Source organism: Spirosoma montaniterrae, assembly GCF_001988955.1.
Lineage (GTDB): Bacteria > Bacteroidota > Bacteroidia > Cytophagales > Spirosomataceae > Spirosoma > Spirosoma montaniterrae.
Genome location: NZ_CP014263.1, coordinates 5,206,219 through 5,232,720, shown reverse-complemented (window position 1 = coordinate 5,232,720; position 26,502 = coordinate 5,206,219). Strand labels below are relative to the sequence as shown.

Annotated in this window: 17 protein-coding genes; 5 read left to right on the top strand and 12 right to left on the bottom strand. The window is 54.1% G+C overall.

All coding sequences use genetic code 11. The annotated features are described in order from the left end of the window. Window positions 1-21 precede the first annotated feature (21 nt). The 4 genes from AWR27_RS22490 to AWR27_RS22480 all read right to left on the bottom strand — a co-directional run bounded on the left by AWR27_RS22490 (window position 22) and on the right by AWR27_RS22480 (window position 4,145). The gene (locus AWR27_RS22490; RefSeq protein ID WP_257788529.1) at window positions 22-549 is read right to left on the bottom strand and encodes a putative polyvalent protein kinase domain-containing protein; all 528 of its coding nucleotides are present in this window, start codon (window positions 547-549) and stop codon (window positions 22-24) included. An 8-nt stretch (window positions 550-557) separates the two neighbouring features. Then, window positions 558-725, bottom strand: a complete 168-nt coding sequence (locus AWR27_RS25865) for a hypothetical protein (RefSeq protein WP_157579289.1) — start codon at window positions 723-725, stop codon at window positions 558-560. A gap of 51 nt (window positions 726-776) precedes the next feature. Then, entirely contained in the window at window positions 777-2,849 is a 2,073-nt protein-coding gene (locus AWR27_RS22485; RefSeq protein WP_077133267.1) for a ComEA family DNA-binding protein, read from the bottom strand. Between the two features lie 111 nt (window positions 2,850-2,960). After that, entirely contained in the window at window positions 2,961-4,145 is a 1,185-nt protein-coding gene (locus AWR27_RS22480; protein ID WP_077133266.1) for a hypothetical protein, read from the bottom strand. Window positions 4,146-4,269: 124 nt separating this feature from the next. Here AWR27_RS22480 and AWR27_RS22475 point away from each other — a divergent pair, with 124 nt between their 5' ends. The 4 genes from AWR27_RS22475 to AWR27_RS22460 all read left to right on the top strand — a co-directional run bounded on the left by AWR27_RS22475 (window position 4,270) and on the right by AWR27_RS22460 (window position 9,309). Further along, the gene (locus tag AWR27_RS22475; RefSeq protein ID WP_077133265.1) at window positions 4,270-4,908 is read left to right on the top strand and encodes a thymidine kinase; all 639 of its coding nucleotides are present in this window, start codon (window positions 4,270-4,272) and stop codon (window positions 4,906-4,908) included. A 4-nt stretch (window positions 4,909-4,912) separates the two neighbouring features. Then, window positions 4,913-7,201 (top strand): type IX secretion system anionic LPS delivery protein PorZ, encoded by a 2,289-nt coding sequence (gene porZ, locus AWR27_RS22470; RefSeq protein ID WP_077133264.1) that lies wholly within the window; start codon window positions 4,913-4,915, stop codon window positions 7,199-7,201. A gap of 44 nt (window positions 7,202-7,245) precedes the next feature. Continuing rightward, window positions 7,246-8,268, top strand: coding sequence for a phosphotransferase (locus AWR27_RS22465; protein ID WP_232325904.1), 1,023 nt, complete (start codon window positions 7,246-7,248; stop codon window positions 8,266-8,268). Between the two features lie 75 nt (window positions 8,269-8,343). Continuing rightward, window positions 8,344-9,309 carry a nucleoside hydrolase gene (locus tag AWR27_RS22460; protein ID WP_077133262.1) on the top strand — a complete coding sequence of 322 codons (966 nt, stop codon included), beginning with the start codon at window positions 8,344-8,346 and terminating at the stop codon, window positions 9,307-9,309. Between the two features lie 40 nt (window positions 9,310-9,349). On the opposite strand, the gene AWR27_RS22455 is transcribed toward AWR27_RS22460, so the two are convergent. The 4 genes from AWR27_RS22455 to fusA form a co-directional block, all read right to left on the bottom strand. Further along, entirely contained in the window at window positions 9,350-11,800 is a 2,451-nt protein-coding gene (locus tag AWR27_RS22455) for a TonB-dependent receptor domain-containing protein (protein WP_077133261.1), read from the bottom strand. A 428-nt stretch (window positions 11,801-12,228) separates the two neighbouring features. Then, complete coding sequence (locus AWR27_RS22445) at window positions 12,229-12,474, bottom strand: hypothetical protein (RefSeq protein WP_077133259.1); 246 nt, start codon at window positions 12,472-12,474, stop codon at window positions 12,229-12,231. Between the two features lie 66 nt (window positions 12,475-12,540). Continuing rightward, entirely contained in the window at window positions 12,541-13,887 is a 1,347-nt protein-coding gene (locus AWR27_RS22440) for a transposase (RefSeq protein WP_077130382.1), read from the bottom strand. A gap of 123 nt (window positions 13,888-14,010) precedes the next feature. Beyond that, the gene (gene fusA, locus AWR27_RS22435; protein WP_077133258.1) at window positions 14,011-16,131 is read right to left on the bottom strand and encodes an elongation factor G; all 2,121 of its coding nucleotides are present in this window, start codon (window positions 16,129-16,131) and stop codon (window positions 14,011-14,013) included. Between the two features lie 249 nt (window positions 16,132-16,380). On the opposite strand from fusA, the gene AWR27_RS22430 reads away from it, so the two are divergent. Then, window positions 16,381-18,171, top strand: a complete 1,791-nt coding sequence (locus AWR27_RS22430) for an ABC transporter ATP-binding protein (protein ID WP_077133257.1) — start codon at window positions 16,381-16,383, stop codon at window positions 18,169-18,171. A gap of 15 nt (window positions 18,172-18,186) precedes the next feature. Here the strand turns inward: AWR27_RS22430 and AWR27_RS22425 are convergent, their stop codons facing one another. The 4 genes from AWR27_RS22425 to AWR27_RS22410 all read right to left on the bottom strand — a co-directional run bounded on the left by AWR27_RS22425 (window position 18,187) and on the right by AWR27_RS22410 (window position 26,448). Continuing rightward, window positions 18,187-19,314, bottom strand: coding sequence for an ATP-binding protein (locus tag AWR27_RS22425; RefSeq protein ID WP_077133256.1), 1,128 nt, complete (start codon window positions 19,312-19,314; stop codon window positions 18,187-18,189). Window positions 19,315-19,410: 96 nt separating this feature from the next. Further along, on the bottom strand, window positions 19,411-19,755 hold the full coding sequence (locus tag AWR27_RS22420) for a DUF433 domain-containing protein (protein WP_077133255.1): 345 nt from the start codon (window positions 19,753-19,755) through the stop codon (window positions 19,411-19,413). A gap of 17 nt (window positions 19,756-19,772) precedes the next feature. Beyond that, window positions 19,773-23,342 (bottom strand): DEAD/DEAH box helicase, encoded by a 3,570-nt coding sequence (locus AWR27_RS22415; RefSeq protein WP_077133254.1) that lies wholly within the window; start codon window positions 23,340-23,342, stop codon window positions 19,773-19,775. 103 nt (window positions 23,343-23,445) lie between these two features. After that, a complete protein-coding gene (locus tag AWR27_RS22410; protein ID WP_077133253.1) occupies window positions 23,446-26,448 on the bottom strand; it encodes a PVC-type heme-binding CxxCH protein in 3,003 nt (1,000 codons plus the stop codon). Window positions 26,449-26,502 lie beyond the last annotated feature (54 nt).

Here is a 26,502-nt window from a genome sequence, read left to right as displayed (position 1 = left end):
CGACCGCTTTTTGCGCCAACCTCATGCGCCCGGTTTGGTAAGGTAAATGACCGGGTCGAAAATGAGCAGGTCGCCAGTAGCATCGACCAGTACGTTTTGATCGTGCAGGTCTTCGATAAACAGCGTGTGGTCGGCGTTGGCGTAGTTGTCTTCGTATCGGCGCGAGAAGCCCAGTTGCGCCATCAGGGCCGCCACCTCGTCGCGCGTGGCACCCCGAACGGCACGCAACGCCTTCTGCGATACAACAGGCCGGAGTTGCGGCAACTCGTCGTCTGATTCAACAACCAGCATTAGCCCGATAAAATGGTATTCCGTATCAGGAAACAGCCAATTATGCAGCACCAACCGCTCGAAATATTCGAGATAGCTGGTATGAAACGCGAGGTTATTGCGCTTCAGCACAAAATCACCCCCTTCATAAACAACCTGATTTTCACCGCCTTTCACGCAACCCGATGCGAACCAGCGACGCGTGAAGTCGTCGGCATCGAACAACTGATTTGTTGCAACAGCCCAGGCATATAGAGCTTCAGCTTCGCGAAGTTTTATCTCTTCGCTTAACTGCCAGATTTCACCAGATTCTGGCTGGATTGCCGGGCTAAACGACGGGTTTGCTCGATGAACTCTTCTTGCGACATCGAGGGCTGCTCGGAGATTTTCTTGGTCAATCGCTTGTTCCGCGCTTTGTGGAAGTCGTTCAATTCGATTTCGTTGGCCTTCTTCATCGGAATACTCGGTCATTTTCGTAAAAGTAATAATTTTAAAATGGTCTGCCGTCAAAACCGCCAGCGGGCTTGCAGCTTCACTTCAGTTTTGTGGGGTGCATTGATCTGGTCGAGGTCGGAGCCGACAGTTTCCTGATTAGTGAGGTCAGTTCTGGCCCAGCGGAGCCAAAGGGTTAGGTGTTTATTGAGGTCGTGCTGGACCAGCAAATAATGCCGGACGCCCCGGTTGAAGTAAGCCGGAAACGAGAAGGCATAAAGCACGTCGCGCTCGTACACATACAGCCGACTGTCGTAATCGTCGGTGCCGAACAGGGCCACGCGTCCGCTCAGGCTCCAGCGTCGGTAGTCGAGCGTAGCGTCCTGCACCAGCACGAAGCCATTAGAGGCCGCACGCCCGGCGTATTGAAAACTCCCCCACTGCACCCGCGACCGCATCGACAAACTCCGCATAGGTTTGTAATCGGCGTTCAAAGCCACGTTCCGGCGCGTGGTGCCCACTACTTCGCGGGGGGTGGTTTTGCTGCCGGGCAAATTCTTCTCCTTGCGTTCATCGTGAAAAATAAAGCTAAAGGCCGTCTGTCGGTTAGGCATGTAGCGAGCCTGTACCAGATAATCGAACCCGGCAGACGGTTTATCGACTAAATATTTCCACCACGGGAAGCGGTAGAAATCTATGAAACTGCTAAGCGTCAGTTTGCGATAAACGCTGTATTTCAGGCCCAGATACGCACCGGTTTCGTTTATGTTGCGACTTCCTTCGCTGAACGCGTTGGCGTAGAAGCTGTGGAAGTTTCGGTCGTAATGCCGGAATACCACAGCCATGTCGAGCCGTTTGGTAAGGCTGGCTAAGGCTCCGCCCACGGCCCCGATGCCGCCACTGTTGGTTCGGGAACCGCTGCTGCGGGCCACTTCGCCAAAAAAATTCCAGTTGCGCCAGACATAGCCGCCGTGTAGCCCGATGACCAGATTTTGCCGCCCTGTAAACTCGTAATTGTTGTAGGTCAGGGCGCGACGCTGGAAAAATTTGTCGTAGGTCGTTCGTAGCATCGTTAGCCCGAACTGCACCTGCTGACGCGGGTGATACAGCAAATGTGCTCCCAGATTGGTTTCAGCCAAACTACCCCGGTCGTCTAACTCTGACGGCGTTCGATGCAGGCCCGATGTTTGCAGCGACGTAGCAATGGTATCATCGGCGGTGTTCGCATCGCGCCGGACGTGGGATGCCAATAGTGTGAGGTCAAGGTTTTGGTGGATGGCGTAGGTGGCCGTAGCCCCGCGAAAAAAGCCCGATTCCATGAGCGACGTGTAGGCCCGTGCGCCCAGCGTGGGTCGCCGAACGGTTTGCACGGTTTCGGCATTTTTACCCAATGCAAACCCCGCCGATAGCACTAATCCCTGCCCTGCCTGCATCTGGTAATCGCCCAGCAGCACATTACGCCAGCGACCCCGGTTTTGCAACTGCACATGAAACGAAACAAAATCGGCCCCGTACCGACGATTGGCGGGTTGCCACACCCATGTTTCGCCGGGGTCTTTCTCGAACGTTAGCCCGAAGCTAAACTGGCGCGGGCGGCTGTACCGATAGCGTACAAACAACTGCCCCGGCCCTCCGTTGTAGCGGGTTGGCAGTTTGCCGCTTTTGTTCGGTGCGGCTTCCGAAAACCCGACCTGTTCTTCAAGAATGCGTTCGTAACGAACCAGCAAATAGTTGTCGGTGGGCGTAGGCAGGGCACCAAACAGGCGCGGCCCACTGGCTACCGTCACGAACGGACGCAACCGCCGAATGGTATTCAGGTCAAAGTCTGGAACAGCCTGTAGTTCGTAGATCGACAGCAAATTGCCCAGTTCGGCGCGGTAGGCAAGCAGATTGGTTAGTTGCCGCTCCGAGAGGATGTAAGTAGTTTCGAGTTCGTCGCGGGTGGCGGTGTTCAGGTCGAGCGGGCTGGCGTAGAGTTGTGTCAGCACGTCGAATACGGCTTGGTAGTCGATGCCTTCCGTTTGTACGGGAAACAAATCCTGCAAAAATCGGCTTAAATCGGCTTCGCGCTGCGTGGACGTCGGCTGGGCAACCGTAAGGGTAGTACTGAACAGAAAAGCAAGAAACGGCGGGTAGAGGTGCTTCATAGACTATGATTCGTCGGATTAGATTGGCTGACGTTGATTTCACTGATTTATCGCCGAAGGCGAAATAATCAGAGTCAGTCAGAACAATCCGACGAATCACAGTACGGATAGTCACGCAAATCGACGCTTCAGTATCTCCACTAATTCGCTGACTTCGTCGCTGCTCATGTCCCAGAGGTATTGCGAGGCATAGCGGTAGGAAATCAGGTCGAGGGCCTGCCCGTAGGTATCGAGCGAATCGATCTCTTCGATGGCCTGATTGTAGGCACTCGAATTGCCGTTGAAAAGCTGGTTAATAAACCGAAATTTCTGGTTCAGCGAGATGCTGCGGGCCACGCTCTCGATGGGTGCGCGGGTAAAGGTTTCAGCCACAGACAAGCTATCCGTTACGGGCAAAGACAAGTTGCCCGTTTCTATTTGCGACGGCTGGGCAATAGGTGCAACGGGTTCAACGCCCGGCGCATCGCCCAGAAACAGCGGCCCGCCTGATGCTTCGGCCTCAGCGGGCAAACTGGGGGGCAACGTTGGATCGGCCTGGGGCGGAATGGCAGGAGCAACCGAATCTGGAACGGCGTCGGCAGGCACTAATGGGGCAGGCGGAACGGCTGGTTCGGCAGCCGTATCGAAAAACGACCGGGCCGGGGCAGTACGAATCCCATCGGGTACGTGGTTTCGCAGCAAAGCCGGTACATCCATCGGCACTTTCTCCGAGAATTGTGCCACAAACCCGTCGTAATGTTCGAGTTGATGCCCATGCTGCGTCAGTGCTTCGTCCAGGTAGCCAATTGCCTGATTCACGTACACGAACGATTTTCCGTTCATGCGTTGCGCGATGTGTTTCGGAATAAACTGATTGATGCGCGTGTATCGGGTAATCTGCTTGATGGCATCGGCTGTCACCATAAAATCGGGCTGGCCGCGCAGCAGATCGTCGAAGTACGCACGCGGGTCGAAAATCATGACGATTGTCTGCCGGGTTGCATCGGCAAGGAGCGGTTCGAGGTGTTCGCGCCGAACCGAAATGTGTTGCGATACCACATTCATAAAATGCTGTAACGCTTCCTGCACCTCGGTGTTCGTGAAGTCAAAATATGGACTCCGAAACTTCTCGGCATCGGCCCGCCATTTATCCGACAAACTACTGATGACGAACAGGTTAATCTGACTGATGGGCGTCAGCGTCAGAATTTGCTGGCCGCTGATGGTGGTATGTTGATGAAAAAAGTCGGCAGCAATTCGGCGGGCATACGACTTGCTGTATTCGTTAAGCGCGTTGGCGTTAAACTTGTTCGACATCGGGAAAAGCCTTTCTTTTGTAAATATATCGTTTTTGTTCCAAGTCCGCTTTTATGTTGTAAGAAAGCGAAAAAAAGTGGCCTTTGTGCCAGAATTCAAGCCAACGGCCATAATTATACAACTTATGTTTATTGAACCTACCCGACGACGCGAACCGCCCCACCTGCGAACCGGCTGGATCGAAGTGATCTGCGGGTCGATGTTTTCGGGTAAAACCGAAGAACTGATTCGGCGGCTTACCCGCGCCCGCATTGCCCGGCTCAATGTCCGCATTTTCAAACCGACTATCGACACCCGGTATCACGACGCCGACATAGTTTCGCACAGTTCGCTCTCGATTCCATCGACCCCCGTGCAAACAGCGGGCCAAATCCTGGCAATGGCGGGCGATTGCGACGTAGTTGGCATTGATGAAGCCCAATTTTTCGATAAAGAGATCGTTGCCGTTTGCGATGCCTTAGCCAATCAGGGGCAACGCGTTATTGTAGCCGGTCTGGATATGGATTTTGCCGGTCAGCCGTTTGGTTGCATGCCGCAGTTGATGAGCATTGCCGAATACGTGACCAAAGTCCATGCCATCTGCGTGGTTTGTGGCGACATTGCGCATTATTCGTACCGGCTCGTGCCATCGCAGGAACGCGTTCTGCTGGGCGAAACCGACAGCTACGAAGCTCGCTGCCGCCGGTGCTTCAACCTCGGCGACGCAGCCGGGCAAAAAGAGTGGGCGTATGAAGATGTGAAGGGAGTGATAAGTGAAAAATGAAGAAATGAAAAGTGAAAAATGGTTGTTCATTTTGGCGATGTGGCGCAAAGTTTTCGCCCTGAACGCGACCCTCTCACTTTTCATTTTTCACTTTTCATTTTTCACCACTCACGCGCAGCTAAACGCCTGGCAATCGCACGCCAGTTATCGGTCGGGGCGGTCGGTAGCGGTAGTAGGCAATAAGGTGTATGCCGCAACACAGAACGGCTTTTTTTACTTCGACAAAACAACCCGCGAGATTACCACACTACGTAAAGAGCCAGGCGGCCTGAGCGATGTGGGTATCAGCCGACTATTGTTTCTGCCCGATCAGCAACGGCTGCTGATTGCGTATCGGTCGGGCACTATTGATTTACTGACGATTACGCCGGAAAACGAACCCGGCGCGGTGCAGACCGTTAGCACGATTGCAACGGCTCCAAATCTGCCCGCATCGCGGAGCATCAATCACATTCTGCGGATTGGCAACAATGCGTATCTGAGCACCGATTTTGGGCTGGTCGTGTTCGACGTGGTGCGCAGCGAAATCCGCGATACGTATTTCAGCCGCCGACCCGATGGTTCGCCCCTGCCCATTCTGCAAACCGCCGTAACCAGCGATAGCCTATACGCGCTTACCGAAGCCCTGCAACCCACCCTGTTTGAGCGACGGATTCAGGCCGTTCGGTTTGCGCCCAACGTAAATATTGCCGACCCGGCCAACTGGCGCACCCTGGCGGGTCCAGCGCAACGGTCCGAATCTATTGCCACCGACCGGGGGCGGTTAATAGCCAGCGTAAACGGTCAGGGCATTTTTGAGCGACAGCCCGGACGGTGGGTTCTGACGCAGCCGTTAACCAACGGTCTGGTCAGGGTGTTTTCGGCTCCATCAGGGTTGATTGTTACCACCGAGCGCAGTCTGACACTGCCGGGAGCGGGTCTGCAAACGGCACCCCTGCTAAGCGACCCGCGTGAACTGGTTATCGACGGAGGCCAAACCTGGGCCGCCGACGCGCAAACCGGCGTTTTATCCATCGTCGGGACACTAAACGTACCAATTGCTCCGGCAGGCCCCAGCCGCGATGGTTTTGCGCGGCTGTACGCCTATTCGAATACGCTGGTGGCCCTGCCCAACGGACCGCAGGATGCTACGTTGATACGAGCGGATGGCCCAACCGCCGACCAACTTAACCTGCCCGACGGTCAATGGCAACGAATTACGGGGTCGAACATCGGCTCTAACGCAGCTACCTACTTGCAAGGAGGGCAGCGTTTATACACAGCAAGTTTTGGCAGCGGATTAGCCAGTTACGATGCTCAACAGGGAGGGCAGTTCGCTCTGCTCCCGCCCGCTATTAGTCCACGAATTACCGACTTATCCACTGATTTTGACGGTAATTTGTGGATAACTACCAATAGTAACACGCCACAGGCCAATTTGCACGTGCGCCGACCTGATGGTACGTTTCAATCATTTCCGGCTATTCGGCAACCAAGTATCGAGCAGGTTGTACCCGATGATAATGGCTTTTTGTGGCTCCGGCTTCAGGCGGGCAGCGGCCTGCTGGTATTCGACCCGCAGACCAACCGCAGCCGGTTTCTGACTACGCTTACGGGCGAAGGTGCTTTACCAACCAATAGCGTTCGGAGTCTGGTAAAAGACCGAACGGGAGCCATTTGGGTTGGCACCGACCTCGGCCCAACGGTGTTCGACAACCCGGCTGATGTTTTTCGGGGCGCAGTCGATGCGCAGCCGCCGTTGCTGAACCAGCGTCGGCTGCTGGCGAATGAGCAAATCACAGCGTTGGCCGTTGACGGGGGAAATCGTAAATGGATTGGCACCCGCAGCGGTCTGTATGTAGTCTCGCCCGATGGGTCGCAGTTGCTGGAAACGTTCACGTCGGGTAATAGCCCGTTGCCGAACAACCTCGTGCAAAGCATTGCTATTGAACCCGTTAGTGGGCGCGTTTTCGTGCAAACCGGCGCATCCAATCAGCCAATGGCGTTGGTTTCTTACGGCGGAGCGGCCACCGAACCCGCCGAAACGCTCACGGGGTTAACCATCTTCCCGAACCCTGTCCGGCCCGATTTTACGGGTACGGTTGGCATTAACGGCCTGACTGAAAACGCAACCGTCAAGATTCTGGATGCAGGCGGTACGCTCGTGTACGAAACCCGTTCGCAGGGCGGCACAGCCTCGTGGGATTTACGCGATTATCGGGGTCGATCCGCGCAAACCGGAATCTATTTGATTGTAGTCATTACGGCAGATGGCACCGAAGGTTTAGCCGGAAAATTAGCCGTCGTGCGGTAGGTTGCCAGGCGCATTCCACCAATCCACGAGGGCAAAGCCAACGTATGTTTATCCGATCACCAACACAATTCATGCAGTTAGATAGTCAACAACCAGCGCAGATTCAGCAGTACCTGCGAGAACGCAATCAGCTCGCCCTTAACGAGACCATTACGCATAGTGAGAAGCCGGGCGAAGGAAACATGAATTACACCCTCCGGCTACGTATTACCGCCCCAAACCACGCCGACCGAACGCTGATTATCAAGCAATCGCGTGGTTATGTCGAAAAATACCCAACCATTGCCGCCCCCGCCGACCGGGCCGTTATCGAAGGCCGTTTTTACCAGCGAACACAGGGCGTTCGGGCCGTATCGGAACGAATGCCACGACTGCTGGATATAGACGAAGCAACTAATATTTTACTAATCGAAGACCTCGGTACGGCCAGTGACTACACGTTTTTGTACCAACCCGACCGCGAGCTCAGCGAGGTTGAAGCCCGCGATTTAGCGGCCTATCTATCGGCCTTGCACGGCCATTTCAGCGCCCCTGCACCCGACCCGAATTTTGCGAATCGGGCCATGCGATCCTTAAATCACGAGCATATTTTTAACTACCCGTTTCTGGAAGACAACGGTTTCGATCTCGACAGCATCCAGCCTGGTTTGCAGACAGTAGCCATGTCCTACAAACGCAACGCCGACCTGAAACAAACCGTAGCGGCCCTGGGCGACACGTATTTAGCTGACGGTCAGACGCTGCTCCACGGTGATTTTTACCCCGGTAGCTGGCTCCAGACGGCTACCGGCACGAAGATTATCGACCCTGAATTTTGCTTCTATGGCCCTGCCGAATTTGATCTTGGCGTACTGATTGCCCACCTGATGATGGCCGAACAGCCAGCAAGCCTCATCGACGCCGTACTGACCGCCTACGAACGCCCGGCTGGTTTTGACGACCGCCTGCGGCAACAATTTACCGGTGTCGAAATTATGCGTCGGCTCATCGGCCTGGCGCAGTTGCCGCTCAGTTTATCGCTCGAAACAAAGCAGGCACTGCTCAAAAAAGCGCATTCATCTTTGTAACGCGGGTGGAAACCCGCCTTGATAAATCAGTCAAAAAGCTTTCTAAGCCGGGCGGGTTTCCACCCGCGTTACTGTATGAAAATTCTATTTCTGCTCCTGCTCTCAACGTTCGCCATTGCCCAGCCACGCCGGGTATGGTTCGATACCGATATTATGATCGGTATGAAAGACAAAACGCCCCGCGAAGTCGATGATGCCATCGCACTCATCATGGCTTTGCAACATCCCGACAAAATTGACCTGGTGGGCATCAGCACGGTGGCACCCGGTCAGTATGGCTACGACGTGACACAGAAATTACTCGGCTGGTATAACCGCACCGGGCGCACTATTCCGCTGTATCGCGGCTCGGAGACGGCCAAAGACATCGGCACCGAAACAGATGCCAGCCGGGCGTTGGCGGCTGCGTTACGAACCGAAAAACTGCCCATTCTGGCAATCGGCCCCGTCACGAACGTGGCTACAGTAGTAAAAAACCATCCCGAACTGATTCCACAGATTGAGGAAGTAGTTGTCTGCGCGGGCCGAACGCCGGGGCTACCGTTTAAGCCGGGCTTAGAAAAACTGAGTGTGGGCGATTACAATTTCGAGATGAACCCCGATGCGTTTCGGGTGCTGTTCGATGCGGGCATTCGGGTGGTACTGTCGGGTTACGAATGTAGCGTGTATATGCTGCTGGGCGATACAGACATCGACTTTCTGAACAATAAACATACCGCCGATCAATGGGTGTACGACCACCTGCGTCCCTGGATGCGGTTTAACCAGCAACTGTTCGGCGTCGACGGGTTTGTACCGTGGGACACCACGCCCCTCGGCTACCTCACCCACCCCAACTATTTCAAATACTACCGCGACATTCCGGTACGCATCAACACCCGCCGAAACGATGCCGGTGCGCCCGGCGATAAGCCGTATCTGGAAGTGTCGTATGACTACAAAGACACAAAATGGCGGGCCGTCTATGCTTACAAAACCCTGCCCGGCTTTGAAGAGATTTTGCTTGAGGATTTGAAGCGGGCATCGGCCCAGAAACGTTAACTTCCGTAAGCGGGCGACTTAAGTCGTCCCCTTATGGAAGTTAACGCCCCCGGTCGTCGTTGCTGATTTTTTTGCTTTGTTTGCCCCCGGCGGTCATCTGCCCGAATCGCCACTCAAACGTCAGGCGAGCCGAACGGTTGATGATTGTCCACTGGCTCTCAGCCACAAACGTGGGAGCTTCCTGCCGGTTAGTTTGCGTAAAACTCCGGGCGAATGGGTTATTCAGGGCAAGTGTCAGGCTGGCTTTTTTATCCCAGAACTCGCGCTTGCCCGAAATACCGTACCATAACCAGCCCGTCGACGTACCCTGCAGCGACACCCAGCCGGTTCCGTAGTTACCGTTCACCTGAAGCGTGTAATTTTTGGGGAGTTTGTAGGTACTGTTCAGATTGAAATTCCCAATCAAGCCGCTATTGCTTTGTTGCAGCGTCGGGCTATTCAGATACACGTATCGCCCGTCGATTCCCCCGCTCAGGTTCCAGTTTTTGTTGGGTTGCCCCGACAGGTTCACGTTCAGACCGAAGGCTTTACGCTGGGCAATATTTTGCGGACTATTGGTCGAAACACCGTTGGCATCCACCGTCGCGAGGTATTCTATCGCGTTATCGGTCTGCCGCCAGTAGAGCGACGAGTTTACAGACAGTCCTTTTTTGGTCGATAAACTGTGCGAGAACTCCGTACTGTGCGTCAATTCAGGATTCAGAAAGGGATTGCCCACCTGAATGTTCTGCGGGTCAGCCGCGTTTACCCACGGATTCAGATACCAGATGAGCGGGCGCGTGATGCGTTGCGTATAACTGATTTTCAGCGTGTTCTCTTTTACTTTCTTCGATACCGTTACGCTCGGAATCAGGTTCTGATAATCGGTTGTGAAACGCGTATCAGTTGTGATGAAATTGGCCCGAATACCCGTATGTTCCAGCCGCGCCCCGGCGTTCAGCGTCCAGCCGCGTTTGGTTTCCATCCGCAGCGAGGTATAACCCGAATAAATCACCTGCGTGTAAGCAAAATCGTTGGAGAGGGCCGGGTTCGGCACAAACGGTCCCTGCCCATCGGCAGATTGGTCGACCCGAAACTCGCTGCCAATGTCGCGCAGAATGGTTTTCGCGCCGAGTTCAATTGTGTACGTAGCCGTGTCGTTGGGGCCGCGCACGGCAAGCGGGTGTGTATAATCGGCCTGTATGGTATATTCTTTGTTACGGCTGTAGTTGGTGCTGCGTTCGCGGTAAATGAGCAGTTCACCTGTGATGGCGTAGCGGTCGGTATCGTAGAAATAGTTGTCGGGCATTCGGCTATACTGCGTCAGCAGCGAAAACTCCCGGTTAGCTGACGCGCCTTCGGGCTTTTTAAACGTCTTGGTATAGCCCAAATCCAGTTGCCCGTTGCCATACGGATTACGGAACCGAATATCGTTGCGAAACGCCTGACGCTCAACCCCTGCCGGGTCGGTTAACCGAACTACGGATACTGAATTGTTCGGGAAATTCCCACCCCAGACGTTGGCCGCGAAGTTGAGTCGGCTCGTGCTGTCGAAATCGTAGTCGGCACTCATTTCGCCATAACCACCCACGCCCCAGTTATCCTGCTCGTTTTGCTGCGTTAGCAAACTGGTGGGTACGCCGGCCTGCAAACTGGTTCGGCGCGAAATGCTTTCGGCAATGTTGCGGTAGTTATACATATTGGCCGATAACGAAACGCCAACTTTCTTCTTTTTCAGATTCAGGTTTGTGCCCACCGAATTATTGAAATTACCCCCTGTGGCGTTTACCGATCCGTTGAAGCCCTGCAATGCCTTTTTGGTAATAATGTTGATGACCCCGGCAGCCCCTTCAGCATCGTACTTCGCGCCCGGACTGGTGATAACTTCTACCGACTTTATAGTGTTGGCGGGCATTTGCCGAAGCGCGTCGGCTAAGTTTCGCGCCATCATCGCCGACGGTTTGCCGTTAATCAGGACCTTCAGATTGCTATTACCACGCATCGTCACGTTACCATTCAGATCGACCGTGAGCGTCGGCACTTTTCGCAACACGTCTACGGCGGTGCCGCCCGCGTTGCTGATGTCTTTTTCAGCATTATACACCAGGCGGTCGCCTTTGTCTTCTACCAGCGATTTCTGACCGGCTACGTTTACTTCGTTCAGCGTTTTGGCATCGGCTGATAGCTGGATAGTACCTGCGTCGAAGGCTGGTTTATCGGTAGTTAATATGATGTTTTTGAGCGTTTTGGCCTGATAGCCAACCAACGAAAGAGCCAATTGATAAGTGCCATTGGCAACATTATCAAACAGAAACGTACCCGCTTCTGTGGTTGTTTTCCCCATCATTACTTTGCCGTCTGGCAATTGCAGGGCTACCGTCGCAAACGGCACAGGTTTCGCACCGAGCGAGTCGATGATAGTGCCGCTGATACGGCCCGTTGCTGGGTTGATTTGCCCCCATAATAGTCCAGGGAGTGCCAGCAGACAAATGAAGAAGAAAAGCTTTTTCATGAAATCGCGAAAAGATAGGTTTAGCGCGTAACCAGTAGATGCAACTTGAGATACGTTCGTTGCATACGAAACATTTCGTAGTAAAGATGTACGAAAAAATTCGTATATAAAACACGGTTAAGAAAAATTAACTTTCAGGAAAAGTGATAACAGATGATGAGACAAATATGGCGGAGCGATGGATAACTAAAGTATCACTATTTGATTATTATGAATATTTAACAGTTTCCTTTATAAGTAATCACGCGGGCACCGCCCCGCTTGTTTTGATAGATAACCAAATTATGTAGCAACTCCTACCAAGCGCAGTACCCTGGGTTGGGTTTTCAGCAATCGTTTTACCTAACTTAGCTAACTCTGATTTTAGCGAGGGATACTTTTTAGCTAACGGTTTCGCTTTACGCCGAAACGAATCTGAGGTAATAACTCTATAATTCATTCAAGAATTCGTCTAATGACTGCAACTTAATTTTCCCCTGCTTGTGCAATTTTACCTCTTCCAAAGCCTCTTTCACATCAGCGATTAGCTGCTCTTTCGTCAACTGTACGTCTTCGTCAGCAACGGATTCATCGTCGGGCAAATCCAGCTTCTTTTTTATTTTATTCCATTCCTTAATCGGCACCACCACCGCCGTGCGCTTACCCTGCTGATTAGAAATATACTGAACGTTCATCGCTATTGAATTTTACTCCTGCTAAACTACACAGCCGAGCGCAAAAGTTCAAAACATAAACATGAGTCATCCCGAATTTTGAGTGAGGGCGAAGGCCACCATTAAAGCGTTTGAGATGGCTAACCGCAGTCTGTAAATCGGCACCGACGAGCATCGGTGCCGATTGCCTGTTCGGGGTACCCACCGTTTCAAAAATAGGGGTATCCAATCCGGCCAGTGGCGTAACAGCGATAACAGAAAGTCATACACTAAACTGACTATGCCCAACAGCTTTAGCCGGTTCTCCCAGAACCACAGCCGGGGCGACTCCAGGCCGAACTCGGCCTTGCCCGCTCGAAAAGCCTGTTCAATCTGCCAACGGTGCATGTAACTGTGTACCAGTAGCCAAGCCTGATGCACATCCCGGACGGGTACGGATGTGAGCAGGTACATGGGCGGTTGCTGATGCCTGCGATCCCGGACCACCAGCAACCATAAAGGCAATAGCTCATGCTCCGCATGACGAACGGCCAGCCAACCCACACTGACCTGTTTGGTAATCTTACGTTCCTTGTCGCGCAGGAGCTTACGGCTCTGGGGCGCACAACTACGGGCCAGCAGATGGGTCTGTTTGGTGCCTTTTTCGCCGTGAGTCAGTAGGTGATTCTTTTTCCAGCGCACCAGAAAGTCCTGTTTGAAGTGGCTCATCCACTCAATCGTCCAGCTACTGGCATAGCCCCGATCCAGCACATGCAGCACGGAAGCTGGCAGATGGGCCTGTAACTGCCTAAGCAGACGGAACATGATGTTGGTACCCACCTCTTTATGCTTGCCCCGCGTCGTCCACCAACTCATCTGGCACACACTGGGTGTTTCGCCCAGCGCGGCCAGTAATACACCCGTCCAGTGAAAGCCCGGCACGCAGATGCGGGCTGAAGGGGGCTTGTAGAAGCCTTTCTTGATCTTGGTGAGTCGTTTCCCCTTGCTACTTTCGACTGAACAAAGTCCTTCGACAAACCAACTTTCTGGCTTCTCGATGCGACTATCATCCCACACCAGCAAAGGCCGTTTGCCCATAGTCGCCAGTTGGGCAATGCGTCGTTGGGTCTTGGCCCAGAAAAACTCCTCGATAACAGCAGCGTCCCAATAGGCGCATCGTAAGAGGTTGCTTAGGCGTTTGGTACCTGCCGGGGCGTGGGCATGCCCAGCGATATAGCCTCCTAACTCACTCAGTAGCAGTCCCATCTTCGTGTTACGAAAGAGCAGAATGCTGCTAAACAAGGTCGCAAAGGTAGCTACGAGTCGCTTGTCGATTTGCTGGAGTAGCTGGTCTTGAATGGGTTGGAGATAGTGCTGTATTCGGGCTTGTAGAAAGTCATTCGCGGTTGACTTTACGCGCGTCGTATTGTTATTTTGTGTGCATGGCGTTGCCATAAAAAAGACCTCCTTTCTGGCTTTGGCGTTGTGGTGATGCTCAAAGCTAAGAAAGGAGGTTCTTTTTTCAGAGTGTCCCTAAAATTCGGGATGACTCATGTTGGTATCTATTTGTTCAGGCAATTACGCCTTTATTGTACCTTTTTCTTTCGCTACTACCGTGTCGGCAATGTTCTGCGGCACGATTTCGTAGTGCGAGAACGTCAGGTTAGCCGTAGCCCGACCCGACGACATCGTGCGGAGGTCCGTCACGTAGCCGAACAGTTCAGACAGCGGTACGTCGGCTTTGATAACCTGCGAACCGGCCTTCGAGTCCATGCCTTTCATCACGCCCCGACGGCGGTTTAGGTCGCCCGTGATCGGACCGGTGTATTCTTCCGGCGTCAGTACTTCAACGGCCATAATTGGTTCGAGCAGTTTCGGACCAGCCTGACGAGCGGCTTCTTTGAAGCCAATCCGGGCCGCCAGTTCAAACGACAACGAATCGGAGTCAACGTCGTGGTACGAACCGTGGAACAGCCGCACTTTCATGCTTTCGAGCGGGAAGCCAGCCAACGGGCCGTTTTTCAGCGACTCTTCAAAACCTTTAGCAACCGGCTGGATGAATTCTTTCGGAATCACACCACCCACAATAGCATTCACGAATTGCAGACCCGGCTTAACCGAACCGTCTTCTTCAGGATCGCGGGGACCGAGGTCAAACACGATGTCGGCAAATTTACCGCGACCACCCGTTTGCTTCTTGTATACTTCACGGTGTCCCTCTACCTGCTTGGTTAGCACCTCTTTGTAGGCAACCTGTGGCGCACCCTGGTTTACTTCTACCTTGAACTCCCGACGCATCCGGTCGATGATAATTTCGAGGTGAAGCTCACCCATACCCCGGATGATGGTCTGACCGGTTTCTTCGTTCGACTCAACTTTCAGGGTTGGGTCTTCTTCGATCAGTTTACCGATAGCCTTCGAGAAGTTATCCTGGTCAGCCGTTTTCTTCGGCTCGATAGCATAACCGATAACGGGGTCGGGGAATACCATCGACTCCAGTACAATCGGGTTCTTCTCATCCGACAGCGTATCGCCGGTTTTGATGTCTTTGAAACCAACCACAGCACCAATGTCGCCCGCTTCCAGACGCTCGATCTGGTTTTGCTTGTTGGCGTGCATCTGGAAAATCCGCGAGATACGCTCTTTGTTGCCCGACCGGTTGTTCAGAACATACGAGCCTGACTCCAGCGTACCTGAGTACGAGCGAATGAAGCACAAGCGGCCCACGTAGGGGTCAGTGGCAATTTTGAACGCCAAAGCCGCAAATGGCTCGCTAACACTGGGTTTACGCGAAATTTCTTCGCCCGTGTTCGGGTTGGTACCTTTGATGCTCTCCTTGTCCATCGGTGAAGGCAGCAGGGCCATCACATAGTCGAGCATGGTTTGCACGCCTTTGTTTTTGAACGACGAACCGCACAGCATCGGAACGATTTTCATGGCGATGGTTGCTTTCCGCAGGGCCGCCAGAATTTCGTCTTCCGAGATAGATTCAGGGTCTTCAAAGTATTTCTCCATCAGGCTGTCGTCGAATTCGGCAACGGCTTCGAGGAGTTTTTCGCGCCATTCGGTTGCTTCATCCAGCATATCGTCGGGAATGGGGACTTCGGTAAAGGTCATGCCTTTATCCGACTCGTTCCAGACAATACCCCGGAAGTTCACCAAGTCAACTACGCCTTTGAAATTGTCTTCTTCGCCGATGGGCAACTGAAGGGGCACAGCATACGAACCGAGCATTTCCTTCACCTGCTTACACACGTTCAGGAAATCGGCACCCGACCGGTCCATTTTGTTTACGAAGCCTAAGCGGGCAACGTTATAGTTGTTAGCCAGGCGCCAGTTGGTTTCTGACTGCGGCTCAACGCCATCAACGGCAGAGAACAGAAATACCAGTCCGTCGAGAACGCGCAGCGAACGGTTTACCTCAACTGTGAAGTCAACGTGGCCGGGGGTATCGATGATGTTGATGTGGTATTTCTGGTCGCGGTAGGTCCAGTCAACAGTAGTAGCAGCCGAGGTAATGGTAATACCACGCTCCTGCTCCTGCTCCATCCAGTCCATGGTGGCGGCACCGTCGTGTACCTCACCGATTTTGTGGCTTACGCCAGCGTAATAAAGGATACGTTCGGTTGTTGTCGTCTTGCCCGCATCAATGTGAGCAGCGATACCGATGTTTCTCGTGAACGATAAATCGCGAGCCATTAGCTTGTTTTATACAAAAGTTATGTAATTCAATAACAGGCAACAGGCACCGCTAAGTTCGCCCCAAACGGCACCCCCTCAAATCAGGTCGCAAAATTACTGAAAGTCAATCGGAAAACCAATACAAGTCACTGTTTTTACAGACATTTCTGGCCGTTGCATCTTGGTTTTGTTCAAAAACAAGGGCAATAACACTACCTTTGCAATAGGGTATAATTTTTAGTTCGTACCCACACTGTAACCAACTGTATGAACAATCCTTATCTGTCGCTACTACGCACGGCCTGGCACTATGCACGGCACGAGAAGCGGCAGTATGTGCTGATTTATTTGCTGTTTGTTCTGGCAAACGTTGTATCGGCCATGCATCCATTGCTGTTTGGCTGGTTCGTTGGTCAGCTTCAGCAGGCCAATACCGATATTCTGCGGTTCGTATGGCTCTATGCGGGCGGCTACGTGGCACTGGAACTCGGCGAGTGGGCGTTTCATGGCCCGGCGCGGATAATGGAGCGTCGGCTGGCCTTCAACCTCAGCCGCAACTACCTCGACGAACTGTTTCACCAAACGCTGCACCTGCCCGTTGGCTGGCACAAAGACCACCACAGCGGGGCCACTATCAACCGCATCCGCAAAGCGTACGAAGCACTCAAGGATTTCTTCCAGGATGGGTTTATCTATCTGCACGCGCTGATGAAACTGCTGTTTTCGTTTGGAGCCATGCTCTATTTCTCGCCCGTGTTCGGACTGGCGGGGCTGGCGTTGGGCGTACTGACGGTCTGGGTTATTCTGCGTTTCGACCGGCCTTTTATCAAAGCGTTAGACGAAACCAACGAACGCGAACACACCGTGTCGTCAACGCTGTTCGATAGCCTGTCGAATATTATCACAGTGATTACACTTCGGCTCGAAAACCAGATTCAGGGCGGGCTGGCAAGTAAAGTAGCGGCTGTTTTTCAGCCGTTTATGCGGCAGGTACGCATCAACGAATGGAAGTGGTTTGTGGCAAGTATGCTGGTAGCACTCATTTATTTGGTGATGGCAACGGGCTATGTGTATCAGCATTACGAGCCGGGCAAGGTGTTTCTGGTAGGCGGCTTAGTTACGTTGCTGGGCTACGTGAATCAGTTCACGAGCGTTTTTCACGACGTGGCGTATCAGTACACGCAGGTTGTGCGGTTCAATACCGACGTGCAAACGGCCCGCAGCATCGGCCAGGCTTACGCCGGTCACGAACGCGCCGAGTTAGAACACCTGCCCAACAACTGGAAAACCGTACAAATCAGTCATTTAAATTTCTCACACAATCGCCCTGTCGGCGTCACAGCCCATCCGACAACGACCTTGCGCGACGTGCAGATTCGGCTCGACCGGGGCAAGCGCGTAGCCTTTATCGGCGAAAGTGGGTCGGGCAAAAGTACGCTGCTGACCCTCTTGCGCGGATTATATCCGACTGAGCCGGGATTGGTGATGCAGGCCGATGGGCGTTCGTATGATTCGCTGCGGGCGGTAGCCAACACGGTGACGCTGTTTCCGCAGGAGCCGGAGATTTTCGAGAACACCATTGCCTACAACATCACCCTCGGTCTGCCCTTCCCCGAAGCCGACGTCTGGAAAGCCTGCGATATGGCCCAATTCGCCGACGTAGCCAGGCATTTGCCCAACGGGCTGGAGACCAACATTCAGGAGAAAGGCGTGAACCTATCGGGCGGGCAGCGGCAACGGCTGGCGTTGGCGCGGGGCATTCTGGCCGCCCGCAGTAGTGATGTTGTGCTGCTGGACGAGCCTACGAGCAGCGTCGACCCCAAAACCGAGTTACTGATTTACCACGCCCTCCTGCGCGAATTCACCGACAAAGCCATCGTTTCGACTCTCCACCGGCTCCACCTGCTGCCCCTGTTCGACTACGTATACATCCTCGACAAAGGCCACGTCGTAGACGAAGGTTCATTTGTCGAATTGCGGCAGCGCAGTGCTGTTTTCCAGGAAATGTGGGCGCATCAGAAAGACGTGCTGCAAACACCAGAGGGTGCGGAGATATAGATGTATCGTGAATCTTTATGCTATAAAGTCCAGATAGGTATTTGGGTTTATGGTTTGTAACAATGCTTCCGGGTAAGCCGTCCGAAAGGCTTTTGGATATCGAACGGGGTTCGTGTGCCACTTGATTTCATAACCTGCCAACTGCCCATTTTCTTCCTCGAGCCAGTCAAGTTCCTGTTGGTCGTAGGTACGCCAGAAGTAAGGAACGGCCTGGCTGCGCTGATAGGCGTTTCGTTTCAATCGTTCAGCGATTATATAATTTTCCCATAACGCGCCGATGTCGTTCCGTTGATTTGGCAACGAAAAGTTGTTGATGAGCGCGTTTCGGATGCCGTTATCAAAGAAATACCACTTAGCGGATTTCGTTACTTCTTTCCGCAGATTGTTGCTGTAACCACCTAAGCGAAACAAAATGAATACCTTCGTAAACAAGTCTAAATAGCGCACTACTGTACTCCGATCAATCTGCAATTGCCGACTCAGTTCGTCGTTCGATACTTCGTTACCGACCTGATAAGCCACCAATTGCAGCAACTGGAGCATTTTTTGGGCGTTTCGGATTTGTTCAAACAATAAAATGTCTTTCAGCAGATAAGACGAAACCAGCCCTTTTAAATAATCAACACGGTCGGGTATGTGTTCGGCCCGAACAATGTCGGGATAACTGCCAAAAATAAGCCGGTCGGTCAGCCGGTCGCGGGTTTGCGGATACGTTTCCGTAGCCGACAGTTCCAGTTGAGACAACGGGTAAAGTGTATACAGCAACTGTCGCCCCACGAGCGGTTCGCCCGTGCGGTTCGTCAGGTCAAACGCCGATGAGCCAGTGGCAACAATGGTCAGATTAGGGAACGAATCGATAAGCAGCTTCAGTGCCCGGCCCACATCGGGTATAACCTGCGCTTCATCAATCAGCAGCAGTTCAGTAGTTCCTAACCAGCGTCGATACGAAGCTACGCGCCGGTCGTTGAGGAGTTCGGCAGTGCTGAGGTCGTCGCCGTTCAGCATCATCTTTGGCCCGTCGAAAGCATCGGCCAACTGATTCAGCAAAACAGTTTTACCGACCCGTCTGGCTCCCGTTAAAACAAGAACCTTATTAGAACGTAAGTGTGCTTCAAGGTGGGGGCGAATAGCGCGTTCAATCATTGTTTTGCAAATTGCGTGGATTTAACCAACAAATTTAGCTAAATTCAATGGCTAAACCCACGCAGTTTGCAGTTTACCCCAAACTTACCAACTCTTTCAGTTCGTCGTCACTTTAGATCCGTTTTGTGTAATGGCCGCGTCAATTTCTGCTACGTGCGAACGCACATACGCCCACGCGTTTGCCAAGTCAGCAGCGCGGAGCGAGGGGTAAGCCAGCAACAAATCGGCATCCGAAGCACCTAATCGGCGCGTCTGTTCAAGCAACCAGACGGGTATGCGCGTTCGTACCACACAGGCCGCCCCGCCCAACACACCCGGCTGACGCTCGATGCCAGGAAAAGCATCGCCCAAATCCTGCACAATCCATTGCAAAATCTGTGCTTTCTCAGCCCTTGACAGTCGGCTCAAAAGCTTTTCAGTCTCCAAAACACCTGTGGTCATAGTTGAAAGATATTACATTACCCCAAACTTACCAACTCTTTCAACTCCTCGTCGTTCAGATCACCGATCCAGGTTTCGCCGGTTTTCACGCTGAGGTCGGCGAGTTCTTTTTTGCTGCGAATCATGGCGTCGATTTTCTCTTCGAGCGTACCCTGATTCATCAGCCGATAAACCAGCACGTTTTTGGTTTGGCCGATGCGAAACGCCCGGTCGGTGGCCTGCGCTTCAACAGCCGGGTTCCACCACAAATCGTAGTGGATGACGTGGTTGGCCTGGGTCAGGTTCAGGCCGGTGCCGCCCGCTTTCAGCGACAGAATAAATGTGTGGTCGGAACGGTTTTTCTGAAATTGTTCGACCATGCGGTCGCGTTCGGGGCGCGACGAACCGCCGTGCAGAAAGAGCGGCTGGTGCCCAAACGCCTGTTGAATAAACTGTTGCAACAACACACCCATTTCGTGGTACTGCGTGAAAATCAGGACTTTTTCGTGGCTGGCGTAGATGGTTTCGAGCAGGTTGAGCAGCAACGTGGCCTTACCCGACAGCGCGGGGCTTGCATTTCCTTCTTTCAAATATTGATGCGGGTGGTTGCCGATTTGTTTGAGGGCGGTCATCAGTTTCAGCACCAGCCCGCGCCGGGCAATACCGTCTTTTTCTTCGATGGCCCGGATGCTCTCCTGCACCACGCTCTCGTACAAAGCCGCCTGCTCCGACGTGAGCGCACAAAACTGGTTGTTCTCAATTTTGTCGGGCAGGTCACTGATGATGGTTTTGTCGGTTTTTACGCGCCGGAGCAGAAACGGGCTGGTGACGCGCCGAAACAAATCGAGTTTCTGGTGGTCACGTTCCTGCTGAATGGGCTTGCCAAACTCTTCGTTGAACTTCGTCAGGCCGCCCAGGTAGCCTTTGTTCACGAAGTCCATAATGCTCCAGAACTCCGACAGCCGGTTTTCGACGGGTGTGCCGCTCAGGGCAATCCGAATAGTTGCTTTCAGAGATTTTACAGCCTTCGTTTGTTCGGTATCGCTATTTTTAATGTTCTGGGCCTCGTCAATGATTAACACGGCCCACGTCTGTTTTTTCAGCTTGTCGAGGTCGGTTCGTACTACGCCGTAAGTCGTCAGCAGCAGGTCGTAGTCGCCGGGCTTAGACTCGCCGGGCAGTTTGCGGCCCGGCCCGTGGTAGATATACGGAATCAGATCGGGGGCGAATTTGGCTATTTCTTTCTGCCAGTTAGTCAATAGCGTAGTGGGCAAAACAACCAATCCTTTCTGTTTCCCAAACCGGCCTTCCTGTTTGAATTTAAGCAGTAACGCAATGACTTGCAGGGTTTTACCCAAACCCATATCGTCGGCCAGCAGGCTACCCATGCCGAGCGCGGTATTCTTGATAAGCCAGTCGTAGCCGCGTTGCTGATAGGGCCGAAGCTGCGCGTTGAGCGCGCTGGGCAAGGGTTGCGCCTGCGCGTCGGTGAACTGACGGATTAGTTCGTACACGTCGGGCGAGATGCCGACGCGGTTGCCCTTGTACTCTTCGGCCAAAGCGGCTTTCAGCAGTTCGGCACCCGTTAGTTCGGGCGGGGTTTCGAGTTGCTTTTTGAGTTTGGCGAGGTCGTTCGGGTCGAGCAGCACGTATTGGTCTTTGATCTTGACTAAGCCTGTCCGGCGATTCACCAACTGTTCAAACTCCGACACGTTTACCATCTGATCGCCGAGAGCCACCTGCCAGTCGAACGACAGCATATCGTCTAATTTCATAAACGCATTGCTGGCCGTGACTTTGGCCTTCAGCCGTCCGCCGATATGGGGCCGCACCCAATGTTGCAGCGACTTGGGTAACCAGAGCGCAATGCCGAGCAACTGCATCCGGGGCAGCGTTTCGAGCAGAATTTTCACGAATGCGTCGGGTTTGTAGAACAGGTGGGCCGCTCCGTCGGCTTTGGTCAGTTGGGTCAGGTCGGGGAAGTGCCGCGACAGTACGAGCATGTCCTGCAAAACGGCCATGCGAATAGACGCGTATTGCTTTTGCGTCAACACCTCCGTCAGCGGCACCGCCGACGTGGCCGACGCTTCGCGGTCGCGCACGAGTAAACTCATGCGAAACTCGTCTCCGAGTTCGCTGTCTTCTACCACCAGAATTGGCACGAATCGCTTGTGGCTCAGGAAGAAGTCGTTCAGCCAAAGCTGCATTGCCAGCGGCATTTCGCGCTTGCCGAACCCTTCAAAGCGAATGGTTTCGACGCCGAAAAAGAGCCGGTCGGCATCTTCGAGCGGCCAGCGTTCCCAGAGTTCGATAGTGGTGTCGTGGATGGTCGGGCGCATGAGCAGCGAACAGAGCATCAGCACCTGTTCGCGACCGGGCAGAGCCAGCCATTCTTTCTGCCAGCGCAGGGTTAGCAGCAACGGCGGCAGTTGCGCGGCCAGCAAATCCGTCTGTTTCTGAACGGCCTCGTTGAGCATCGCGGGCAACCACCGCACCCGATACTGATCTTCTTTCAGACCCAGACAAAGCAACTGCGGCACCACAGCCCCCCGGCGCAGCAAAGCCGCCGAAAACTGGTAGGCTAAATATAGCCCCCGCACCGAATCGCTCATTTCGGCGAAATCGGCCTCGGTAAGCGTATCGAGCCACTTGGTCAGGTCGGTCAGGTCATAATCAGCGAAGTTGCGCTGTTCGCCATGTTCGGTAAAAACGCCGACCTTCTTAATCTCCATCAGCTCGTCTAACTGCAATTCAATACTGTCGCTGGGGTCGGGATGGCTGATTTCGGCAGGCGCAGGTTTGGCGATACGCCCATTCGTGTACACCGTAGGCGAACGTTTGACGGGCCGGACGTCGGCACTACCGAAGAGTTTATACGCCCGACTGAGTGACTTCATAAAATCACTTTTGGTGAACGTTGTTTCGGGCTGAAGCAGGTGCAGGAGTTGGTCGGCAAGGGGCGGAATGGTAGCAAAGTCGAGTTGGGCGCGGGCATCGTCGTCGGGTGTCCAGTCTTCATCGTCGGGCAGGTCGTCGGTGCCAAGTTCACGTAGAAGCAGCACCGTTTCCATGCCCCCGCTGAGTACGTCGGCCTGCTGACTTTTCAGTTCATCGAGAATATCAAGCCCTTTCAACAAAAACACTAAAAACGGATTGCGGTCAATTTCGTTGGCGATGACGTACACCACTGCCGCAAGGTGTTTGCACGGAATGGCGAAGTCGGGACACGAGCAGCCCATGCCGAGGTCATCGAACGAGTGGGGGAACAGCCGAATGCCGCGTTTCTGGGCAAACTGCACCAACTCTTCGGGTAGTTGACGGTTGAGAAGCTGCGCCAGAATAGCCGGATTTTCCTGTACTTCGGTCAGCAGCCAATCGCGCTCCTGTTTCGTAAACAGCGGCACAGTTAGTTTCACGCGGTAAGGCCGGGGAGCCGTGCCCCGCACCGACGCGCTGATCTGATTATTCTCGATTTTCAGATTCTGAACCGCCCCTTTGTTGGCGTAAGTCTTACCACGCGGTAGTCGGTTGGCTTCGTCAATCTGAGACAGTGCATTGAGCCATTGCTGCCCCCACCAGGTTTTGCCGTAGCTGATGCGTTCGGCCATAATTCGTGCGAAAAAGTTGTTAGGAACGTTTGTAGTAACGTAAACGGAGCGTAAAAATTCGCGTTTGCGTTAAAGATACAGCGAAATGTAGGACCGGGCAGCCCTACTTTCCGCGTATGTATGCCAGTAAATCGGCCATTTGCTGAAGGCTGATCTGCGCTTCGAGTCCCACTGGCATGGCCGATTGTTTCGATTTGTCAAGGCGCGAAACGTCGGTGCGTGACACAACGGTTTCGGTTCCGCCCGGCCCGCGCAATGTCAGCGTGGTGCTGGTTTCGCGGGCCAGAATCCCCGACACGACCTGCCCATTGCGCAGGGTGGCCGTGTAGAAATCATAGCCGTCGGCGATGGAATGGTTAGGGTGCAGAATTTCGGTCATGATGCTCTGCGGATTGCGGTTGCGCAAGGTTGTCAGGTCAGGCCCGAACGCCACGCCCTGTCCGTTGAGTTGATGACAGCTACTGCACACCCGCTGAAAAACGGTTTTCCCACTCGTTGCCTGACCCGTTTTCACCAAAGCGGGCTGGTATTTCGCCAGCACTACCTGCCGGTCTTCGTCAGCGGCCAGGAGTCGGCGGGCTTCGGTGCGAATGCGGTTGTCGTCGTAGTTCATCAAATGCACCTGTTGGTGCCAGTCGAGATCGGTGCGCTGAATTTGCTGCCGGTCGATGGCCGCCAGCAGAGCCAGAATCTGGTCGGGCTGATCCATAAACGCATCGATGGCTGTGCGCCGGAGGGTGGGCGTCAGCGCGGCCCAGTCGGCAAGTGCCAGCGTACAGGCCCGCCGACTGGCCGAGCGGCTCAGCGACTGGAAAGCCGCCAACCGCAACGGCTCCGGCCCTTTTTGTACGGTCAATTCAGCCAGCAGTTTTTCGTAAGCCGCCGGTTTGTACAGGGCCAGCAACTGTACAGCCGCCGACCTGCGGGCTACGTCCTGCCGGGCATTGGTCGCTATCTGAGCAGCCTGCTTCGCTACATCGGTCACGGTTGAACTGGTTTTCGGCAAGCCCACTAACCGCAGCAAATCGAGTTGAGTTTGCCAGCTATCCGGTGGCACCGGGCCGTTAAGGTTGGGCAACAGAGCCAGCCGGTCGGTGTTGGAAAGTTGTACCGTAACGCCCCGGTGCTGCCACAGCCGTGCCAATCCCGACAAAGCCGCCACCCGACACCAGTCGGCCTGTGCATCGGGGCGGAATAGCTGGGCCACTTCGGCAGGCTGCGCCCGGTTGCCGAGCGTTGCACCGATGTAGGCAAAAAACGTTTGCTTTGCATTGGACGGTTTCGCGCCAAAAGCCTGTTTTGCTACGTTGTAGAGTGCCATTTCGCGGCCCGATGCGCCCGCCAATGCCGCCGGACCTACCCAGGGGTCATCGATGCCGCGTTTCAGAATGGCTAACCGGGCCTCTTCAGCGCGGGAGTCGTTGCTTCGGCCCAGCGTACAAAGCAGTTGATAGCGTACTTTAGCGTCGGTGTCACTTGCCAGCGGTAGCAGGGCCGATAGCAGAGCCGGGTTATTGGCGTCTTCGGCCACGCGGATGGCCGTTTCGCGCACGCCTGCTACCGGGTTGCGCAGGGCCAGCCGGAGCGTTTCGGCATCAAGCGCGTTCAGATTTCGCAATAACCATAAAGCTGGCACGTTGGCTTCGGGCCGTTCGGCGTTGGCAATCAGGTTGCGAAGTGGTTCGATACCGGCCCGGTCGTTGCGCTGATACAGCAGCCGCTGCGCCGTTCGGCGGGTCCAGCCGTTGGGCTGATCGAGCAGTGCGACGAGTTCGGCGGTGGTTTTCTTCCCTAAATCGAGTTGACCGAGCCAGTTCATGGGCAGGCCGTTTTCAGGTACGATGCGGTAGATGCGGCCTTTGTCTTTGCCGTTATACAACACGCCCGACTTCGCCATTTCGTCCGACATCCACTCCGGGTGTTCGATGCTTTGCCGATAGTAGTCAACAACATACAACGCACCATCTGGTCCAACGTAAAAGTTGACGGGCCGGAACCAGGCATCTTTCGAGGTCAGAAACTCGCGTTTTTCGAGCAGGCGTTTTGCCACAAAACTCGCGCCGTTATCTTCGATGACATCGGCATGAACAAGATTGTGCGACGGTTCGCCAATAAACGTCACGCGGTCGAACGCCTTACCAAAAGCCCCGCCGTTGTACCACGTTACGCCACACGACGACGTAATTACGCCCTTGTCGGTCAGCAGTTGGTGGTTCGGGTTTTCGGTGGTGGGATAAACCTCAGCCGCGTCGCCGTGGTCGGGGATGTTCTGGGTGGCATCGGGCACGAGCAGGTTCGGGTTTTGCCGGATGTAGCGCGACGCCAGTACTTCATGAAACAGGTGGTTGGCATTACTCGTCAGCAGGTGATGCCCCCACGGGTCAAACGTTTGCCCGTACTGCGTCTCGCCCGAAAGCTCTTCGAGTTGGTAGGTATCGGGCCGGAAACGAACGTTGCGCCCGTCGGCGTTCTTCGGCAATGACGTGGCCCCCGCCCCTCGTAATGACGAACCACCCGGAAATCGGATGGGGCTACCCTCATCGCCAAATTCTTTTTTGTACACAAAGGGCGTAATGGCTCCTTCATGCGCTACGTAAATCCAGTTGTCGGGGCCAAAAACCGGGCTGTTAAGGTTGTGCTGTGGATTGGAGCGGGCAAACCCCGTAAGCAACACCTGCCGCCGGTCGGCGCGTCCATCCCCGTTGGTATCTTCGATATAGAGCACGTCGGGCGCGTCGGTCACAATCAGGCCGTTTCGCCAGCGCATCAGGCCGGTGGGCAGTGTCAGGCTGTCGGCCCAGATTTGGCTTTTGTCGGGATAACCGTCATTGTTGGTGTCGGTGAGGAGTTTGATGCGTCCACTGCGGCTCAGGTCGAGCGGGTAGCCGGGCATTTCAACCACAAACAACTGCCCGTTTTCGTCGATTTCCATTGCCACAGGGTCAGTTACGAGCGGTTCGGCAGCTACCAGTTCGATGCGGAAGCCATCCATCAGTTGAAACTGGTCGAGAGCTTTCTGGTGTTCGGGCGAAGGCGTTGGCGGCTGCGACGCGGGCCGACAGGTGGCAAACAGCAGGGCGAGGAAAGGCAGGTAACGTAGCGACATAGCGAAACCAAACTTGGCGCACTAAATGTAGCTAACCGTCTGATTTATATCAAT

Bases quoted from the DNA above. Each gene is read 5' to 3' on its own strand.
- AWR27_RS25865 (WP_157579289.1), bottom strand. From the start codon at position 725: ATGAAGAAGGCCAACGAAATCGAATTGAACGACTTCCACAAAGCGCGG.
- AWR27_RS22485 (WP_077133267.1), bottom strand. From the start codon at position 2,849: ATGAAGCACCTCTACCCGCCGTTTCTTGCTTTTCTGTTCAGTACTACC.
- AWR27_RS22480 (WP_077133266.1), bottom strand. From the start codon at position 4,145: ATGTCGAACAAGTTTAACGCCAACGCGCTTAACGAATACAGCAAGTCG.
- AWR27_RS22475 (WP_077133265.1), top strand. From the start codon at position 4,270: ATGTTTATTGAACCTACCCGACGACGCGAACCGCCCCACCTGCGAACC.
- porZ (WP_077133264.1), top strand. From the start codon at position 4,913: ATGAAAAGTGAAAAATGGTTGTTCATTTTGGCGATGTGGCGCAAAGTT.
- AWR27_RS22465 (WP_232325904.1), top strand. From the start codon at position 7,246: ATGTTTATCCGATCACCAACACAATTCATGCAGTTAGATAGTCAACAA.
- AWR27_RS22460 (WP_077133262.1), top strand. From the start codon at position 8,344: ATGAAAATTCTATTTCTGCTCCTGCTCTCAACGTTCGCCATTGCCCAG.
- AWR27_RS22455 (WP_077133261.1), bottom strand. From the start codon at position 11,800: ATGAAAAAGCTTTTCTTCTTCATTTGTCTGCTGGCACTCCCTGGACTA.
- AWR27_RS22445 (WP_077133259.1), bottom strand. From the start codon at position 12,474: ATGAACGTTCAGTATATTTCTAATCAGCAGGGTAAGCGCACGGCGGTG.
- AWR27_RS22440 (WP_077130382.1), bottom strand. From the start codon at position 13,887: ATGGCAACGCCATGCACACAAAATAACAATACGACGCGCGTAAAGTCA.
- fusA (WP_077133258.1), bottom strand. From the start codon at position 16,131: ATGGCTCGCGATTTATCGTTCACGAGAAACATCGGTATCGCTGCTCAC.
- AWR27_RS22430 (WP_077133257.1), top strand. From the start codon at position 16,381: ATGAACAATCCTTATCTGTCGCTACTACGCACGGCCTGGCACTATGCA.
- AWR27_RS22425 (WP_077133256.1), bottom strand. From the start codon at position 19,314: ATGATTGAACGCGCTATTCGCCCCCACCTTGAAGCACACTTACGTTCT.
- AWR27_RS22420 (WP_077133255.1), bottom strand. From the start codon at position 19,755: ATGACCACAGGTGTTTTGGAGACTGAAAAGCTTTTGAGCCGACTGTCA.
- AWR27_RS22415 (WP_077133254.1), bottom strand. From the start codon at position 23,342: ATGGCCGAACGCATCAGCTACGGCAAAACCTGGTGGGGGCAGCAATGG.
- AWR27_RS22410 (WP_077133253.1), bottom strand. From the start codon at position 26,448: ATGTCGCTACGTTACCTGCCTTTCCTCGCCCTGCTGTTTGCCACCTGT.